General features: G+C 61.1%; 14 protein-coding genes. 7 read left to right on the top strand and 7 right to left on the bottom strand.

What is annotated here, in order from left to right:
• Positions 1-276: 276 nt before the first annotated feature.
• Positions 277-1,707 carry an ATP-binding protein gene (locus P8A24_RS08490; protein WP_278058329.1) on the top strand — a complete coding sequence of 477 codons (1,431 nt, stop codon included), beginning with the start codon at positions 277-279 and terminating at the stop codon, positions 1,705-1,707.
• 4 nt (positions 1,708-1,711) lie between these two features.
• On the opposite strand, the gene P8A24_RS08485 is transcribed toward P8A24_RS08490, so the two are convergent.
• On the bottom strand, positions 1,712-1,918 hold the full coding sequence (locus P8A24_RS08485; protein WP_278058327.1) for a hypothetical protein: 207 nt from the start codon (positions 1,916-1,918) through the stop codon (positions 1,712-1,714).
• 96 nt (positions 1,919-2,014) lie between these two features.
• Complete coding sequence (locus tag P8A24_RS08480) at positions 2,015-3,427, bottom strand: alpha/beta fold hydrolase (RefSeq protein WP_278058325.1); 1,413 nt, start codon at positions 3,425-3,427, stop codon at positions 2,015-2,017.
• A gap of 428 nt (positions 3,428-3,855) precedes the next feature.
• Here P8A24_RS08480 and P8A24_RS08475 point away from each other — a divergent pair, with 428 nt between their 5' ends.
• Complete coding sequence (locus P8A24_RS08475) at positions 3,856-4,869, top strand: hypothetical protein (RefSeq protein WP_278058323.1); 1,014 nt, start codon at positions 3,856-3,858, stop codon at positions 4,867-4,869.
• A 268-nt stretch (positions 4,870-5,137) separates the two neighbouring features.
• Here the strand turns inward: P8A24_RS08475 and P8A24_RS08470 are convergent, their stop codons facing one another.
• From P8A24_RS08470 to P8A24_RS08455, 4 genes are all read right to left on the bottom strand, one after another.
• A complete protein-coding gene (locus tag P8A24_RS08470; RefSeq protein ID WP_278058321.1) occupies positions 5,138-7,060 on the bottom strand; it encodes an alpha-amylase family glycosyl hydrolase in 1,923 nt (640 codons plus the stop codon).
• Between the two features lie 136 nt (positions 7,061-7,196).
• Positions 7,197-7,982 carry an ArsR/SmtB family transcription factor gene (locus P8A24_RS08465; protein ID WP_278058318.1) on the bottom strand — a complete coding sequence of 262 codons (786 nt, stop codon included), beginning with the start codon at positions 7,980-7,982 and terminating at the stop codon, positions 7,197-7,199.
• Positions 7,979-8,650, bottom strand: coding sequence for a 1-acyl-sn-glycerol-3-phosphate acyltransferase (locus P8A24_RS08460; protein WP_307014438.1), 672 nt, complete (start codon positions 8,648-8,650; stop codon positions 7,979-7,981). The genes P8A24_RS08465 and P8A24_RS08460 overlap by 4 nt, the downstream gene beginning before the upstream one ends.
• Entirely contained in the window at positions 8,647-9,531 is an 885-nt protein-coding gene (locus tag P8A24_RS08455; RefSeq protein ID WP_278058316.1) for a DsbA family protein, read from the bottom strand. Before P8A24_RS08455 ends, P8A24_RS08460 begins: the two co-directional genes overlap by 4 nt.
• 59 nt (positions 9,532-9,590) lie before the next feature.
• Between P8A24_RS08455 and P8A24_RS08450 the strand changes: the two genes are divergently transcribed.
• Positions 9,591-11,249, top strand: a complete 1,659-nt coding sequence (locus tag P8A24_RS08450) for a hypothetical protein (RefSeq protein WP_278058314.1) — start codon at positions 9,591-9,593, stop codon at positions 11,247-11,249.
• A 66-nt stretch (positions 11,250-11,315) separates the two neighbouring features.
• Here P8A24_RS08450 and P8A24_RS08445 read toward each other — a convergent pair whose 3' ends face one another.
• On the bottom strand, positions 11,316-12,233 hold the full coding sequence (locus P8A24_RS08445) for a DUF4862 family protein (protein WP_278058311.1): 918 nt from the start codon (positions 12,231-12,233) through the stop codon (positions 11,316-11,318).
• Positions 12,234-12,503: 270 nt separating this feature from the next.
• On the opposite strand from P8A24_RS08445, the gene P8A24_RS08440 reads away from it, so the two are divergent.
• The 4 genes from P8A24_RS08440 to P8A24_RS08425 all read left to right on the top strand — a co-directional run bounded on the left by P8A24_RS08440 (position 12,504) and on the right by P8A24_RS08425 (position 16,676).
• Complete coding sequence (locus tag P8A24_RS08440) at positions 12,504-13,073, top strand: hypothetical protein (protein WP_278058309.1); 570 nt, start codon at positions 12,504-12,506, stop codon at positions 13,071-13,073.
• A 164-nt stretch (positions 13,074-13,237) separates the two neighbouring features.
• Entirely contained in the window at positions 13,238-14,056 is an 819-nt protein-coding gene (locus tag P8A24_RS08435; protein WP_278058307.1) for a DUF4261 domain-containing protein, read from the top strand.
• Positions 14,057-14,136: 80 nt separating this feature from the next.
• Positions 14,137-15,348, top strand: coding sequence for a tRNA guanosine(34) transglycosylase Tgt (gene tgt, locus P8A24_RS08430; RefSeq protein WP_278058305.1), 1,212 nt, complete (start codon positions 14,137-14,139; stop codon positions 15,346-15,348).
• A gap of 248 nt (positions 15,349-15,596) precedes the next feature.
• Positions 15,597-16,676, top strand: coding sequence for a DNA cytosine methyltransferase (locus P8A24_RS08425; RefSeq protein WP_278058303.1), 1,080 nt, complete (start codon positions 15,597-15,599; stop codon positions 16,674-16,676).
• Positions 16,677-16,839: the final 163 nt, after the last annotated feature.

Genomic DNA, 16,839 nt, shown 5'->3' with positions numbered 1-16,839 from the left:
TCTGGGGTCGCGGGGCGAAATTCGCGCTGCGCTAGGTCGGGGCCGTGGCTACAGTGTCGAGACCCCTAATCGAAGCCGAGGCTACGTGAAATGTTCAGAGTGGCAGTCACACTGATAAAAGCATTTTCAGACTGATAAATTGTTAGAAGTGTGCTCGATTTTTATCAGTCTAATTATTAGTCTGGCAGTATGGCTTTAAGAATCTCATCTGAGTCTGAGCTTGACTCAGTTCTTTCTCGACTACGCAGGCACTGTGGTGACCACACGTATATTGAGGTGAAGGCAGCGCAAGGCGGGTTGCCGGAGAACCTTGGGATGACTGTATGTGCATTTGCAAATATGCCTGAAGGTGGGACGATCATACTTGGAGTCGCGGAACCAGACTTTAAGATCCTTGGACTGACAAAACTGGCCGAGATTGAAGCAGGTATAGCGAGTGTCGCCCAAAATGCGGTATCGCCTTCCCCGACCGTTGTGACGAACACGCTTTACGTGGACGGCAAGTCGGTTGTTGTGGCGTATGTTCATTCGCTCGGGGTGATGTTTAAGCCCGCGATGTACGGCAACAACCCATATCTTCGCCAAGCCGACGGCGACTACATCATGCCAGCTTCGGAACAACGAATGATTGAGATTGCGAAGTTGGTTGACCGAGAAGTTGCCCGATTTGAGATGCGTAAGGTTCCCGGTAGCCGAAGAACAGATCTGAATTCCGATTATGTTGACAACTACGTCAGAGCAATGCGCCGGGCAGTTTCGCAGATTCGAGACGATTCTGATGAGCAGATTCTTGAACGGACCTGTGTCACGCAAGAAGGTTCCCTCTCACTCGCAGGGCTCTACGGGCTCGGCACATTCCCCCAGGGGATTTATCCATCCCTTGGTGTGACGGTTGCGGTGCGTTATCCAGGCGAGCAAGTTGGAGCACGCACCAAGAACCTTAAAACTTTCTACGGTCCGCTTCCAGAGTTATTTGATCAGACGATGGACTGGATTCGCCAGAATATCGACACGTACCAGAGCTATACACCAAGCGGCGATATGACGTCGGTTCCTGAGTTGCCCTTAAATGCAATTCGTGAAGCGGTTGCGAATGCACTGGTTCACCGCGACCTTGGGCCGGACACGGTCGAGGAAGGTAAAAGTATCGACATCTGGATAGAACCGGAGAAATTAATTATTTCTTCGCCGGGTGGTCTGAAATCTTTGACGGTTACTCAGTTGCTGAGTGAGGAACTGACCAGGGTTGAAGTGAATCAGCATCTCTACCGAATTGCTAAACATATAACCGATTCTTCTGGAAACCGCATTATTGAAGGTGAGGGTGGTGGAGTCCAAGCAATGATGCGCGAGATGGACAAGTGGGGAATTCCTCGGCCCACTATTGTCGATACAGGAGTCAAAGTAACGGTTATCTTCCCGAGAGGAGCTTCGGGAAAGAACCAAGGTGGCCTTGCGAGAGTGGGGTCAGGGAAAAGCTCTCCAGAAGGTCATGAAGAGTCTTTGCGCTCCCTGACCAGAAATGCTCCCGTCATCATGATGACGTTAGGGAAGATTGGGCGCCCGGCTCAGATCTCCGAGATTGCTCAGGGGGCGTCTTTGACGGTTGCCCAAACACGGTATGCCATTGGCCAGCTTATTGCCGAAGGATTTGTTATCAGAGACGGCGGTCAGGGAGATCGCACGACGACATATCACCTTCCGTGATTGCTCACTTTCGGGCGCGACGGCGCAGACGCCACGCAACCAGCATGCACACCGCCCACACCGCCAGCGGGCCCGCCGCGGTGAGTGCGAGCAGCTGCCACGCGAGGGCAAACCAGGCGAGGATGAACGTCATCACCGCGCCGTACGCGAAAAACGCCCAGCCAACCCACGCCCATTTACCGGCGCGGTCGCGTTCGAAAAAGTCTGCCATGATGCTCCTTCAGGTGAGTTCACGACGTCGGTGCGCACCGACGTCGTAGGTCCAGTAACCGGTAGTTCAGTAACCGTGGGTCCGGTGGCCGGCAGGTCAGGCGCGCTTGCCCCAGACGTCGCTCAGTTCGCGGCGGAAGCCGTCGATAATGGTTTTCGATTCGGTGGAAATGCCGTCGTGGTGGAAGGTCGGATGCTCGATGCGCTTGAGCCCGCGGATCTCGGAAGCCGTTTCGCGCGAAATCTCGATCGGCACGAACATATCCGGCTCGTACATCCACGCGGCTGCCGGCACCTCGTTGCCAGCGAGCACGTCCGGGCGGTGAAGGGAGGGCAGATCGTCGCGCTCATGCAACGCGTTCACGCCCTCGCCCAGCGCGCGCAGCGCCGGATCCACCTGTGCCATCCAATCAAACTCGTGCTCGCCCGAGAAGCGGAAACCGTGGCCGCGGGCGCGAAGTGCGCGTTCGGCGTCGGCGCCGCCGCGCAGCTCCGGCAACTCAAACTGCTCGAACTCGCCGCGGATCCGCTGCGCAGACCAGCGCGTAGCCAGCCCCGGGGCTGCATAAATCGACTCGTGCAGCGCCCAATACATCGGGCAGCTGGCGTACGAAATCTGGTCCGCCACCTGCGTGAGGAAGCGCTGGGTCAGGCGCGTGCGCCCGCCCACCTCCACGAACGGGTTTTCGAGCAGGCCGTGCAAGGTTTCCAGGCCGTAGCTGCGGCCGAGGTTGATGCCGAGCATGCGGAAACGCCCCGGCGTGAGGATCTCGCCTGTAGGCAGAAGCTCGGCGGCGCGCGGGTCGCCCGATTCGAGGGCGGTAGCCGCGCCGGCTGCGAGATGCTCGGCCACGCGCCAGGCGGTCTCCTCATCGCCCGGGTAGCGCTCGAAAAATTCGGCGTTCCGGCGGTCGGTAGAGGCCCAGGTCAGGCGGTAAACATCGTCGGCGTGGCGGTGCGTGGAAACCAAACCAGCCACGATCATCGCTGCGCTCAGGCCCTCGGGCGCGAGCGAAAGATAGGAGGTCACGCAGAAACCGCCGAAGCTTTGGCCCAGAGCCGCCCACGGCTCGTCGCCCTGGAGTTCGCGGCGCAACGCCTCGGCGTCGCGAATAATCGAATCCGCACGGAAGCACGCCAGGTATGCGGCTTGCGCGACGGCGTCGCCCACCATCGGCACCGTGACCTGGTCCAACGCATGCGACTGCCCCGTGCCACGCTCGTCGATCAACACCAGACGGTAGTCGTCCAGCACCTCGTTGATCCAGCCGCCGATCGGGGCAGGACGGTTCGCCGGGAAACCCGGCCCGCCCTGGAAGTACACCATGCGCGGCGCGTTCTCGCGGCCCTCGCGCACGATCTCGCGCGCGAAAACGCTGATGGTGCGCGGGAAAGTTGCGGCGACGCCGGCGGCCGCGTAGGCAGCGAGCGAGCCGTCCCAATCGAGCGGCACCTCAATGCGGTGCTCGTACGTGGTGTGGCCTGGAATCGAAAACGAGGTGGTCTGCATAGGGTTAACCCTAGCGCGGGTGGCGGGTGGGTGCGGAATCGCGCCCGTCGGAGGGCGTGGCGAGGACCCGACTTCGGGGCCCGGCTCGCGCCTGACGCCGGGGGCTCGGCTGTGCCCTGGCTCCGCTCGCATTGTGCCGACGAGCGTGGGCCTTGCGCCCGCGCCAATTTTCCCAGACGACGACGCCGGAGCTCGCCTAGTTGTCGGTCTGTTTCGTCCTGTGGTTTGTGAAAGTGAAACGATGCTTTGGTGGTGGAGACAAATATGAGCATTCTGGATCGCGCTCCGAAAATAAGAGACAAAAACTATGTTTTATTTATTTGATGCATTAGTTAAATCTAGATACTTTATTTCTCGACAAAATTTCCTAAAACAACATAAATTGGGTGTCAAAATGAAAAAAAATTAAAAATAGTATCGTTCTACTGGTGGCAACTTTGCTATTTTTCTCGTTCGGTATCAGCCCGGCGGGGGCCGGTGGTCAAGGTGGGTCGCTTTCGGTGAGGCAAGAATTTAAGTCGGCGGCAGAGGAATACAATCCGCAGAGGGACGAGTCTATTGTTCAACTAGCAGAACTGGCTAACGAATTGGTTCTTGAGAACTCAGAAGCTGGAGAGTCGGAACTTCCAGCAAATTCGAGCCCTCTAAATTTGGGGCTTGGTCAGAGCGGCACCACCATGATTTCTCCTAAGGGGAGCGATTCTGTTGAGAACTCCTCGGGAATGGCGATTCATCAAATGGCGCGGGGCCGCCTGCATCTTGTTGAGAGGGCTAGCGAATCCCGAGGACAAATCATTGCAGTAATGTCCGATGAAAACTCATCTTTTCGTCATGAATATGAATTAAAATTGCCTAAATATGCGGAGATGGAGATTAGCGGTGATGGAAGTATTGCAATTACTGACCGCAGAAGTAATTCTCTTTTGGGAATGATCGATAAGCCCTGGGGTGTTGATGCCAGAGGCGTTGATATCCCAACTCATTACGAACTATCCGGCAACCTACTTACCCAAGTCGTTATAACTGATGAAAAAACTCAGTTTCCTGTTGTTGCTGACCCTTCGTGGACGTGGTGGTTGAAAGAGAGTGCTAAGTGTAGTGGCGCTGTTGCAACATTGGGGTTGTTAGGTTGGGCAAAAACTGCGATCTCTGTTGCAAAGCTCGCGAAGATGATGCGAGCGGCGAAGACTAACTCCGCCTTGGGGCGCGCATATAAAGTATGGCTCAGGATGGGGAAAAATGATAAGGCGCGATTCGCCGCGCTATATGGTGGGCTTAAGGAAATTGGAAAGAAGGTTACCTCGAAAGGGTATCAAGGCATTGCTGAGGCGCAGAAGAATTCACGTCCGAGGAATGTCCTGATATTCGTGAGAGAAGCGTCTGGGGCAATCACTGCTGTATTCGGTCTCGGATCTTGTGTGTCCTTAGTGAGAGGGAAATGAATTGTCTTACGTTTTGCCTTTGATAATTTTGATTGCGGGTGTGAGTTTTATTGTGGACGCTTCCGTAACGGCGCTATCGCGAGCCAAAGGCGATAAACGCACTGCTCCCGTCGCGTTGAGGGACATCTTGATAGCTAGTCGATGGAGGCCAATCATCGAGTTTGCGGTGGGCCTGATTTGGCTATTCGTTGCCGTTAGCGAGTTGGCTATTTATTTAGCGTAATCGCCAGATTTCGTGTCGTGAACTAGCGTGGGCCTTGCGCCCGCGCTAATTTTCCCAGACGACGACGGCGACTCCGGCTTCCAGTGTGACCTTCACTTTTCGTGGGTCATCGCTCGCGGTCACGGCGCCGATCACGGCACGGCAACCGCCGTCGGCTGCGGGAGCGCCGGCGGAACCGGCCGCCCCGGCGTCGGAACTCGCCTCGGCGTCGGCGGAGCTGCCAACAACGGCGTCGCAGAAACCGGCAGGGACAAACGGGTCCGCGAACTCCACGCTTTCGCGAAGATCGCGTGCGAGGCACACGTACACCGTCTGCTCGCGGTGCTCACGCGCGAAAACGAGCACGTCGTCGCTCACGGCCACCCAGCGCAGCGCGCCGTAGGCGAGGGCCTTCTCCTCGGCACGCAGCCGTGCCAGCTTCGCCAGCGCGCCCTGGAGGTGAACCGGCGTCTGATCGATCCGCTCCCACGGGATCGGCACGCGTGAATTCAGCCCCGCGCCCTCGCTCGCCAGGCCGAGCTCCTCGCCGTAGAGCACCATCGGCACGCCGGGAAGCAGGTAGCAGGCGGCGAGCGCGAGAAGGTTGCGGGCGGCGCTGCCGGTGATGTCCGTGATCCGGCACGTATCGTGCGAGGTGATGAGGTTGAACGACGCCGTTCGCACCTGCCACGGGATCTGCGCGTTGAAATCCTCCATCGTTGCCACCACTTCGCGCCCCGAGCGCCGCCGGATTGTCGCGGGCGATCCCATAAGCGCCGGAGTGTTCGTGCCGCGCGCGAGCCACTCCCACATCGGGCGCGTAAAACCCGCATAGTTCATGGAGCCGTGGAACTGGGTGCCGTCGATATCGCCCGAGAAATCGTGTGCGTGTTCGGCGATCAGCACCTTCTCCCCGTCGCGCCCGATCACCGCGCGCAGCTCTTTCATCACGGACCGGTAGGAATCGTAGCGGTCGTGGCGCGCGGTCATATTAGCTACGTCGATCCGCCAGCCGTCCAGGTTAAACGGCGCCTGGAGGTATTTGCGCACCACGCCGTTCGGGCCGAAGAGCCGTTCGCGCAGCACGCGCGAGGAGTAGTTGAGCTTGGGCAGGCTGGGCACGCCGAGCCAAGATGCGTAGGTGCCGTCGGGTGAGAAGTAGTAGAACTCGCGCTCGAGCGCGTGCTCGTTCGCCTGGGCGCGCACAAACCACTCGTGGGTCACGCCGGTGTGGTTCGTGGTCAGATCGCCGATCAGCCGCATCCCGCGGGCGTGGCACTCCTTCGCCAGCGCAATCAGCGCCTCGTCGCCGCCGAGCGCCGGATCGACGTGGTCGAAGGAGTGCGCGTCGTACCGGTGGCTCGAACGCGCCTCGAAAAACGGCGTGAAATACAGCGTTGTTACGCCCATTTCCTGCAGGTCATCGAGGTGGTCGATCACGCCCCAAAAATCGCCGCCGAACAGATGGGATTGGTGGGCATCGTCGTGCCACTCGGCCGGGTCCTCAGGCAGCCAGCCTTGCGACCACTGAGGCAGCCCGCGCTCGAACGTTTTCGCCGAGCGTGCGAAACGATCCGGGAAGATTTGGTACACCGTTGACGCCGTGTGGAAGCCGGGCGCGAGTCCGCGCAGCTGGCAGCGGAAATCTGCATGATCGGGGACCGTGCGGTTCCAGGCGCCCTCGGCGTTCACCCACACGTCGTCGTCGCCGAGGGTCACGATCCAGCGGTAGGCGAACACGTCCAGTACGCTCGCAACCTCCACCTGCCACCACTGCGCGCACTCGCCGACGCCGGTGCGGTAGGCGTCGATAAAGCGCGGCTCACCGTCGATCAGGGTACGAAGGCGGACCTGCCGGATCGCGAGATCCGCGGCGAAACGGATCCGAAGAACAAGGTGCACCACCTCGCCTTCCCAGTAGCGCTCCACGTAGAAATCGGAGGCGTCGTGGGTGACGTTTGAGCCCAGGCTCAGGTTACGGGTGGTCATTTCACGCTCCTTTGAGTAAAGCCACCGCTGTGTTGGGGTGAGCCGCCCCCGACGCCGGTGAGGCGGCGGGCGTTTCTCTTGTAGTTAGGTTAGCGCGTGCTGGCTTCCGGGAAGGGGTGGTTGGTGAAATGTCTCGCTAGCGAAGGGCGGCGAGGATCGCGGCGAGCTGCGGCGCGCGCTCCGGCGCCACACGGTATTCGCCGCCCTCGGCTTCCACCCAGCCGGCGGCCGTGAGGGCCTTCATGTGGTGGTACACCTGGCCGGTAGTGCCGGTGGAGAGTGCCTCAACGAGATCGCGAACCGTCATTGCGCGCTCGGCTGTGAACTCGAGGATTTCCAGACGGATCGGGTGCGCGAGGGCCGTGAGATCCTCCGAAACTTTCTTGCCGTCCAGCGAGCGGAACGCCGTGGCGAGGGCTGGGCCGGCCGCCGCGGCACGCGGCGGCCGGTGTGTGGCCGGAACGCTGTGCGGCTGAGGATTTTGCGGGAACACGTTCAGCGGCGCGCTTTGCGAATCCGTTGCCGGCTGCGGAGTTTCAGCGAACTCAGACCCCGCCGACGCCGGAGCTCCAGTGTGCCCAGCGCCCGCCGACGCCAGGGTTCGCCTTGCGCCCGCGACGCCGGGCTGGCCGGTGGCAGTAGGGAGGCTCGCGGAGGTGGAGCCTGCGATGGATTCTGGCTGGCCTTCCTCGGTGACAACGCTAGTGGCCGGCGGCCGCTGAGCGAGTTCTTTGCGCAGTTCTTCGAGCTCCTCACGCATCGCATCGAGGAGCACAGACTGGTTTTCGATCATGGTGATCGCTGTGGCCACCGGAACCTGAAGTGAATCCACCACGAGCTTGGCCACCTCACTGCGCGCGCTTTCCGACGGCGTGGGATCCACGCCGTCGTATGCACGAGGGTAGCCAAGGTTGAAGCTCACGCGGCGCCGCCCTCAGAATCGGTGCGATCGGCCTCACCGGCACGATCGTGCGAGCCGGTGCCATCTGCCGAGCTATCTGCCGAGCCAGCGGCCCCGGCCGCCTCCGGCTCATCCTCTGCACGCAGGCGCGGGGCGGACACGCGCCCATCGCGCATGCCTACCTTGTCTGCATAGAACGCGCGGATCACGTCCATATCTGCCTTCACATCGCCGGTCAGTTCGATGCTCGGACCCCAGCCATAGGTGCGGGTTTTTGCGTCGATGAAGCCCAAAACCACCGGCACGTTCGCCTGGAGTGCGATGTGGTAGAAACCCGAACGCCAATACTTACGCTGCTTTCGGGTGCCCTCCGGCGCGATAATCAGCGTGAAGCCCTCGGTTTCCTTCGCCTTCTCCACTGTGGAGCCGACCATCCCGTGGGGATGCTTGCGATCCACGCCGAGCCCGCCAACCCACTTAATCAGTGGCGCAACCGGCCCATGCGTGAGCGAATCCTTGACGAGGAATTTGAAATCGCGGCGCAAATCCCAGAAAGCTACGGCCATGAAAATGCCGTCCCAGACCGAGGTATGAGGAGCCCCGATCACCACCGCCTTTTCAGGCAACGGTTCGTGGACGAAAGTCCATCGAGAGACCTTCTGGAAAAGTTTCGACGCCGCGTGCTTCACATAGCCCCCTTCTTTTCGGCTTCACCCTGGATGATCTTACCGATTGTTTCCACGGGGTAGGGCTTATCGAGGAACTGATCACCCACAAGTACCGACGGCACGAACTGGAAGCCGAGCTTCTTAATGCCCAGATCGTAGCCGGCTTCGCGCTTTGCTACCGTTTCCTTCGCAGTGAGATCCGTGGCGAACTTCTCCAGATCCGCAACGCCGGCCTCCTTCGCGAAAGCCGTGAGGGTTTCCGGCGTGTAATCGGGGCGGCCATTTGCCCACGCCCCGAAGATCGCCTTGTGGAACTCCCAGAACTTCCCCTGGTTCGCAGCCGCATATGCGGCCTGAGCTGCGAGGTTTGATTTCTCTCCCAGGATCGGAAGCTCGTTGTACTCGATGCGCAGCACGCCATCATCCACCCACTTTTGCAGCTTCGGCAGCGTGTTCACGTTGAAATCCTGGCAGTGAGGGCACATGTAATCCGAATACACGCTCATCACCACGGGCGCATCCACCTTGCCCAGCGCCATCGGATCCCCCTCTTCGCGGCGCTGCTGGGAGGCGATGAGCTTCTTCGCTTCCGCACTCTGCTCCACGGGCTGGAAATCCTGCGCACCCGCCGACGCCGAGGCTTGCGCGCCCGCCGACGCCGACGCTGCCTGCGAGCTCATCATCTGCGGCTTATCTGCCCCGCCCTTCCAGGCGAACAGCATCACCACGAACGCGATCACCACCACGGTGAGCACGGAAATCAGTGCGATCATCACATTTCGGCCCGTCTTCGGTGTGCGACTAGTGCGCGACGCCGGCATGTTCGGCACGGCTCCCTGCGCTACGGCATCATCCTCGAGCTCACGCTGGGGCGGGAACGTGTTCTGGTTCGGTTCCGACATTGGGCTCCTCCTTATATTTCGTTGCCCTTTGTTCTCGCACACCATTTAACCATGGGGGTATGACAAAAAATCGGGACCACTTTCGCTCACCCGCGAAACTCCACACCGCCGCACCGTCGTCGTCGGCGCCTGCTAGCCTTAAGGACGTGAAGTTCCAAGCCGTCGCCGTCGCCACCGCCGCCCTCGCGGCGCTTGTGGCGTGCTCGCCGGCGCACCCGCCGAAACCAGCGCCGAAGCCGCACGCGAGCGCCGTCGCGCCCACGCGCAACCCCTACCAGGCGGGCGCGGAGCCGGCCTGGCGCGCGAAACTCCCTGAAGCTCCGGAAGCCCTCACCTTCGACAACACAACGAAAACTCTCGTCGTCCTTTCCACGCACAACTCTCTGCGCCGACTCACCGGTTACGCGGTGACCGGCAAAAACCGCGCCCTCCCGACCTGGCGCTACTACCTGCCGCAAGGCTCCACGGCTACCAGCCTCGACGCTGCCGCCGGCTCCGTCTACTTAACAATCGGCCCCGACGCCGAACACGCTGCCGACGCCGGTGCGGCCAGTAACGACGCCGGCACGGCCAGTGACGGCGCGGGTGCTGCGAGCACGCAGGCCTCGCCGTCGGCGTCCTCGAGCGGTCCCAGTACCAGCCCGAGCCCGCCTGCGAGTCCCAGCGCAACCTCGAGCGCATCCCAGAGCCTGGACGCAACGGCCAGCGCAGCCCCTGCGAGCGAACCCGCCTCGGGGGATGGCCGCGCCTCCCGCTCCGATCTCGTCATCCTCTCCGCGCGCACCGGAAGCGCGAGTTTCACCTGGTCAACGGACAATTCGCTGGGCGGCGACGTGCCGGCGATCGTCGGCGCGAGCGAGGCGGGCCTCGGCGTGGTGGGCGTCGGGCGAACGTCGTCGGTGGCGGCACTCGTCGGGGCCAGCGGCACCGTGGAAAACTCCGTGCGCACCTACTTCCCGCCCACGCTCACGCTCGAGCCGCAAGTGAGTCCGGGGCTGGTTCGTCTGCAAACTAACAAGTCGGGAAACGGCGAGTTTGTGCAGTTTCCGTCGCTCGGGCGCGCCGAGGGGAACGAGTGCTGGGCCGCAACGGATGGCACGGTGTGCGTGGCAGCTGAAGGGTCGCTTCATGTTGAAGCTGGCGGCAAACACACGGACCCGACGCCGGGCGCGGACGCGACGCCGTCGGCGCCAGTTTCAGTGCAGCCGGGTAACCCGACGGCGAAGCCCGGTGCCAGCGCGAGCCCGGCAACGAGCGAAAGTGCAACCCCGGCGTCGGGCGACGCGGTGGGGCTGAACCCGGAAAGCTCAGGTGTTGTGGTGGTGGAGTGGAACTCTTCCGGTCACGCGGTGTCGGTGACGGCTGCGCCGGTCGGTTCGGCGGCGCTCGGCTATGCGCTCGCGGGCGTGAACGCAGACGTGACCAGCCGCGAGCTCAAGGCGGCGCTGCTCGAGCGTGTCGAGCCGGCGGAGACCGGCGAGGCGGCCGTGCTGAGTGACGGAAAGTGGTTGCCAAAATCGCAGTGGAAAGCGGGCGGCGACGCGCTCCCGCTAGGTGCGCCGTTCGCGATGGTTGGCAAAAACATTGTGGATCTGACCAGCGGAAAGCCCGCCAATGCACAAGGAACCACGGGGATCGTGGGCTCCGGATCTGCGCACAACATGTTCTTCCAGTGGGACGGCCGCGAGCTGATCTACCTACGCCCGCTGGGGGAGTGATTGCGCAGGGCGCGTGCCGCAAGTTTCCCCGCGGGCACGCGCCCTCCCAAATTCTCTCAGTGAGGATCAGGCGTTTGGCTGGCCTGCCGCCGCGGCCACGCGCTGCAGGATCGCCACGCGCTCGGCCACCGAGTAGCGGCCATCGAGCGTGAGCTTCGCGCCCAAGTACTGAACCTTCGCGGCCGTAGCGGCCTGCGCGGCGCTCGCCACCAGCGAGCTGGTCATAATCGAGCTCGGCTCATCTTGGTGAAGCGCCACATGCGCATCCGTCCACGCAGGGCCGTAATCGCCGTCCACGTCATGAGCGCCCGAGAAAATCAGCCCTTCGAGCTTTCCGCTCGCCGCCGCCTGCTTCACGTGCTCCAGCGGCAACTCGGTTCCGCGGCCCTCGATCGCGCTACGGCCCCAGTTGAGCGAAATAAATGTGCGCTCGGCGTCCGCCTCCTCGATCGCGATGATCTCGTCCGCCAGCGACAGGAAGCCCTTCTGCGGCGCCTGCTCGGGAATAAACGCATCCTGATGCTCGATCACGAACTTGGCGCCGTCCGCATCCCACTGCTCGATCGTGGCCAGTGAACGCACGAGCGCCTCGCGTTGCGCTGTTGCCGTCGGAGCCGTATGCAACGCAATATGTGTGAAAACCTGGCGCCCGACGGCGTCGTTCACGGCCTTGACCTGGTTGACGGCGTCGATCAGGAACTCGAGAGCGAGCGCGCGCCCCGCCTCATCCGGCGAGGCAATCCCGAAGGCCGGGTTCTTGCCCAACTTGCCCATCGTGCCCGGGATGGGCGTGAGCACATTCGTCGTAAACGATGGCGCGATCTGCTGCGCGAACCAGGGAAGATCGTCGGTGATCGTTGCGCGAAGTGGGATCTCAAGCCCGTTCACCCAGGCCGCCTGCGCTAGCGAGCCGTAAAACTCCTCTTGCTGCGCGCGCTCGGCGGGCAGTGCGGCGTAAGCGCCAATCACGAACGGTGTGGCCATGGATGCTCCTTTGCTTAACAACTTGTCTTCTAGAGTACGCGGCGCACCCGAGGAGCGCCACGTCCGTACCCTTGGCGTTAGCTGGGAGGCTGAGTTCGCACTCGTGGCGTTGCCTGGGAGCGATTGAGTTGTGCACGAGCACGTGCATAACTCAATCAATCGGGCGAGGCGTTGCGTATATAGCAACGCCTACGCGAATTGACAGAGTTGCGCACGAGCCTGAGAGGCAACATTCGTAGGCCATGCCCAGAACCTGCAACAATAGGAACTATGAAAAAAGTGTCGTGGTTGGCGGTGTTCATCTGCCTCGTTCTCACAGCCCTGCTGGTTGGCGGGTATGTGCTCACACGCGACGACGTGCGCGTTCCCTTCAATGAACTCCCCCTCCCCACGAGTGACGCCGCCCAGTGGCGCGCACACGATATGAAGCCATTGGAGAAAGTCGCCGACATCGACCCGAACGAGCAGCTTGGCGATCTCGCTGTTGGCTTCCTTCGCCGAATGCCGGTCGGTGCAACGATCGACGGTGGCTGGGGCGAGGAGAGCTACGTGAAGGTGTGGGTCAAGCCGAGGGTGGAGAATCTCGATTTTGAGCAGGACCTCGTCTACTCTGCAACCGCCCTGATGGCGTTCTCTTTCCGCACTTCCGTCGTGACGTTTGATTCCTACACCACGTCCTATACGATCACCCGCGACGATTTGACGAAGGTGCTACTTCGAGATCCGTCCGAGTTCCGCTCCCTCGAGTCTTGGGAGCGCATCCGCAAAGTGATCCCTGATATCCACGATCGCATCCTGAAGAAGATCCCCCTTCCGCTCGCGATCGACCACTTTTCGTAAGGGCTCGCGTCACGGTGTCCGCCGACGCAGGTTCGCGGCCCACGTTGCTCGTACGCCCGACGTCGAAGCGCGGCCCCGACGCCGGTGCGCGGCTCCTGGGCGGGGTGGCGCGGGTGTGATGTGCGCCCGCGCCGGCTGTCAGCCCACCCGGTAGAATGCGCCGTATGGATCAACTTGGAGTTAGCGCAATTCATCCCACGGCCCCCGAAGTGCTCACGGCGTTCGCCCTGTTCACGGCCCCGATTGACCTCGAGAAGGCGACGGCACGTTTGAAGGAACTGTGGAATATTGAGGCTCGTGGAGAATGGGTTGGGGTCGACGGCGAGCCTGCCACCCCCGGCAAGGATGCGATTTTCCATTTCTCACTCCAAGGTGTGCAAGTGTTGCTCACGCCGGTTTCGGGCGGCCTGGACGTGGAAAAAGGTGCGCTCCCGGAGCATAACTTCCATGTGGCGATGACGTTCTACGCGCCCCTCGATGCGGCGCCGGAGGGTGAGCTCGCGGGCGAATCGGCGGATGCCGAGCAGCTCCCGGAGCTCAAGCGTCGCGGGCGCATGGTCTCGGCGAACATTGTGATGACCCAGCTCGCGGATGCGCTCATGCGCGAGGAAGCCGCGATCGGCGTGTTCCGCCCGGAGCTCGGCGCGGTGCACCCGGCTCCAATGGTGACCGAGCTCGCCGAATCGCTCACGCAGGGCGAGGTTCCGCTCCCGCTGTGGTTGTCCGTGCGCGTGGCGGGCGAGGATCTGCACCGCGCCCGCACCCTCGGCCTTCCGATCTTCGGCCACCTCGATGTGGAGGTGGCGGATTCCCCGCACACCGCCGAGGAGCTTTTCGCCTTGGTTGGTGGGGTGGCGAACTATATCGTGACCGGCGGCGCTTTCCTCCTGCCAGGCCAAACGCTCGGCTGGTCGGGTGCGGATCTCGCGCTCACGCAGGCGCAGTCGGCGGCCGGCGATCCGGTGATCCGCATCGCTTACTAGCGCACCTGCCCAGCCCACCTGTTCGACGCGAGCGCGCACCGACGTCGGCGTCCCGCAACCCACGCAGAAAGAAGAACCGAATGTTTGAGGTAAAGTCCCAGCTCGCTGGCACAATTGGCCGCACTGGCACGATTTCCACGCCCCACGGCGAGATCGCTACGCCAGCTTTCATCCCGGTGGGCACGAAGGCCACAGTGAAGGCTGTTCTCCCGGAATCGATCGCGCAGGTCGGCGGCCAGGCGGTGCTCTCTAACGCCTACCACCTCTATCTTCAGCCAGGCTCGGACATTGTGGACAAAGCCGGCGGCCTCGGAAAATTCATGAACTGGCCTGGGCCCACGTACACGGATTCGGGCGGTTTCCAGGTGATGAGCCTGGGATCCGGCTTCAAGAAGGTACTCTCGGAGGAGTTTTCCGGCAAGAAGATCGCCGACGACGCCGTGGCCCCGAACAAGGAGCGCCTGGCGAACGTGGACGACGACGGTGTGTGGTTCCGTTCGCATATCAACGGAGATCTGCACCGCTTCACGCCCGAGATTTCGATGCGGATCCAGCACGAGCTCGGCGCGGACATTATCTTCGCGTTCGACGAGCTCACCACCCTCATGAACTCGCGCGCCTACCAGGAAGAGTCCTTGGAGCGCACGCGTCTGTGGGCACAGCGTTGCCTTGCTGCTCACAAGCAGCTCACCGAGGAGCGCGCCGGCAAGCCGTACCAGCAGCTGTGGGGCGTGATCCAGGGCGCGCAATACGAGGATTTGCGCCGCAAGGCGGCCCGCGATCTGGGCGCAATGGAGGTTGACGGCCAGCGTTTCGACGGCTTCGGTGTGGGCGGCGCGCTCGAGAAGGAAAACTTGGGCACGATCGTGGGCTGGGTGTGCGAGGAGCTCCCGGAGGATCGGGCCCGCCACCTGCTTGGCATCTCGGAGCCGGACGATTTCTTCAACGCCGTGGAAGCCGGGGCGGACACCTTCGATTGTGTGAATCCTTCGCGCGTGGCCCGCAACGGCGCGATCTATTCGCCCACCGGCCGTTTCAACATCACGCGCGCCCAGTTCAAGCGCGATTTCTCCCCGCTCGTCGAGGGCTGCGAGTGCTACACCTGCACCCACTACTCCAAGGCCTATATCCATCACCTGTTCAAGGCGAAGGAGATGCTGGTCAACACGCTCACAACGATCCACAACGAGTACTTCACGGTTCACCTCGTGGATCAGATCCGCGCATCGATGGCCGACGGCTCGTACTGGGATTTCAAGGAGCAGTTCCTGGCCGGCTTCTACGGAAACTGAGCCAACGACGTCGGGGCGCGAGTTGCGTAGGCTCCGCCGGCGCATCTCCGGCGACAAGTGGGGACCCCGCGCTCGAGGCGCGTGTCTGACGCCACGCGCTCGCTAACCCCAAGTCGCCTGCGACGCGCCGCCTCCGCCCAAGAGTAGGTTGCATTGAGGGGTTTGATAAGGATTTAGCGAATAGTGATCTGTGAAGCACGGTTTTTCCTCGAACGTGTGTACGATACTTCGGAGGAAGGTGTGGGGTGATGGAACGACCAACAACATTTCGTCTTGGAGAACTGTTTTCCGGTCCAGGTGGTCTCGCTCAGGGAGCGATGAGCGCTCGCATCGACGACCCAAATTTCAAGGTTGTCCACCAATGGGCCACCGATTGGGATGCTGATACTGTCGCGACCTATCGCCACAATATTGTTGGTGATGATGATTCTGCATCTGTAATCCAGGCAGACATTAGAGAGCTCGACATTTCGCGCTTCGAGGAACTTGGTGGGATTGATGCATTCGCATACGGATTCCCGTGTAATGATTTCTCAACTGTCGGAGAGCGGAAAGGTATGGAGGGTACGTATGGCCCTCTTTACTCCTACGGCCTGCCGATCTTGCAAAGGTTCCAGCCATACTTCTTCGTTGCAGAGAATGTGTCTGGCCTTTCCTCAAATAAGGAAGGGCAAGCGTTTAAGCAAATCCTTGAAGACTTGTCAGCCTGTGGCTATGTGCTGACTCCACACCTCTATAAATTTGAAGAGTACGGAGTTCCTCAGGCTCGACATCGCATCATCATTGTCGGGATTCGCTCGGATTTGGACGTGACATATCGTGTCCCGAGTCCTGCGCCGTACGCAAACATTGATAATACAGCGAAAAAGGCGCTTTCAGATATTCCGCAATGGGCAACCGGCCAGGAGAGGACTCGGCAGAGTGCTCGCGTTGTTGAGCGGTTAAAACTGATTAAGCCTGGTCAGAATGCATTTACAGCCGATCTGCCCGAAGAACTTCAGATCAAGACGCGTACCAAAATCAGCCAAATTTACCGCCGGCTTCGCCCTGATAAGCCGAGTTACACAGTTACGGGGTCGGGTGGCGGCGGTACCCACATTTACCACTGGGATGAGCCTCGTGCATTAACGAACCGTGAGCGTGCCCGGTTACAGACATTCCCTGATACTTTCGATTTTTCCGGAAGTAAAGAATCGGTTCGCAAACAAATCGGAATGGCCGTTCCGGCCCGTGGATCTCAGATTATTTTCGAGGCAATTCTGAATACGTTTGCAGGGATTGACTACCCGTCGGTCGATTCTTCATTCCCAATTGTGCAACCAGCCTGACCTGGACAGGAGAATTGTCGAAACTCTGCCTGAGCTTAGGCTATTCTGAAAACGAATAGCACAACCGCAGGAGAGAACACAGATGGTAGCCCCAAGCTCGACATGGATGTTTCCGCGTCCCCACCGGAAGTTATACCGGGTTCCCTTAACGCTCGCGAGGTTC

It is taken from the genome of Arcanobacterium wilhelmae (genome assembly GCF_029632765.1).
Lineage (GTDB): Bacteria > Actinomycetota > Actinomycetes > Actinomycetales > Actinomycetaceae > Arcanobacterium > Arcanobacterium wilhelmae.
Note: the sequence above shows the minus strand (reverse complement) of the source record. Positions and strands in the feature narration are given on the sequence as shown.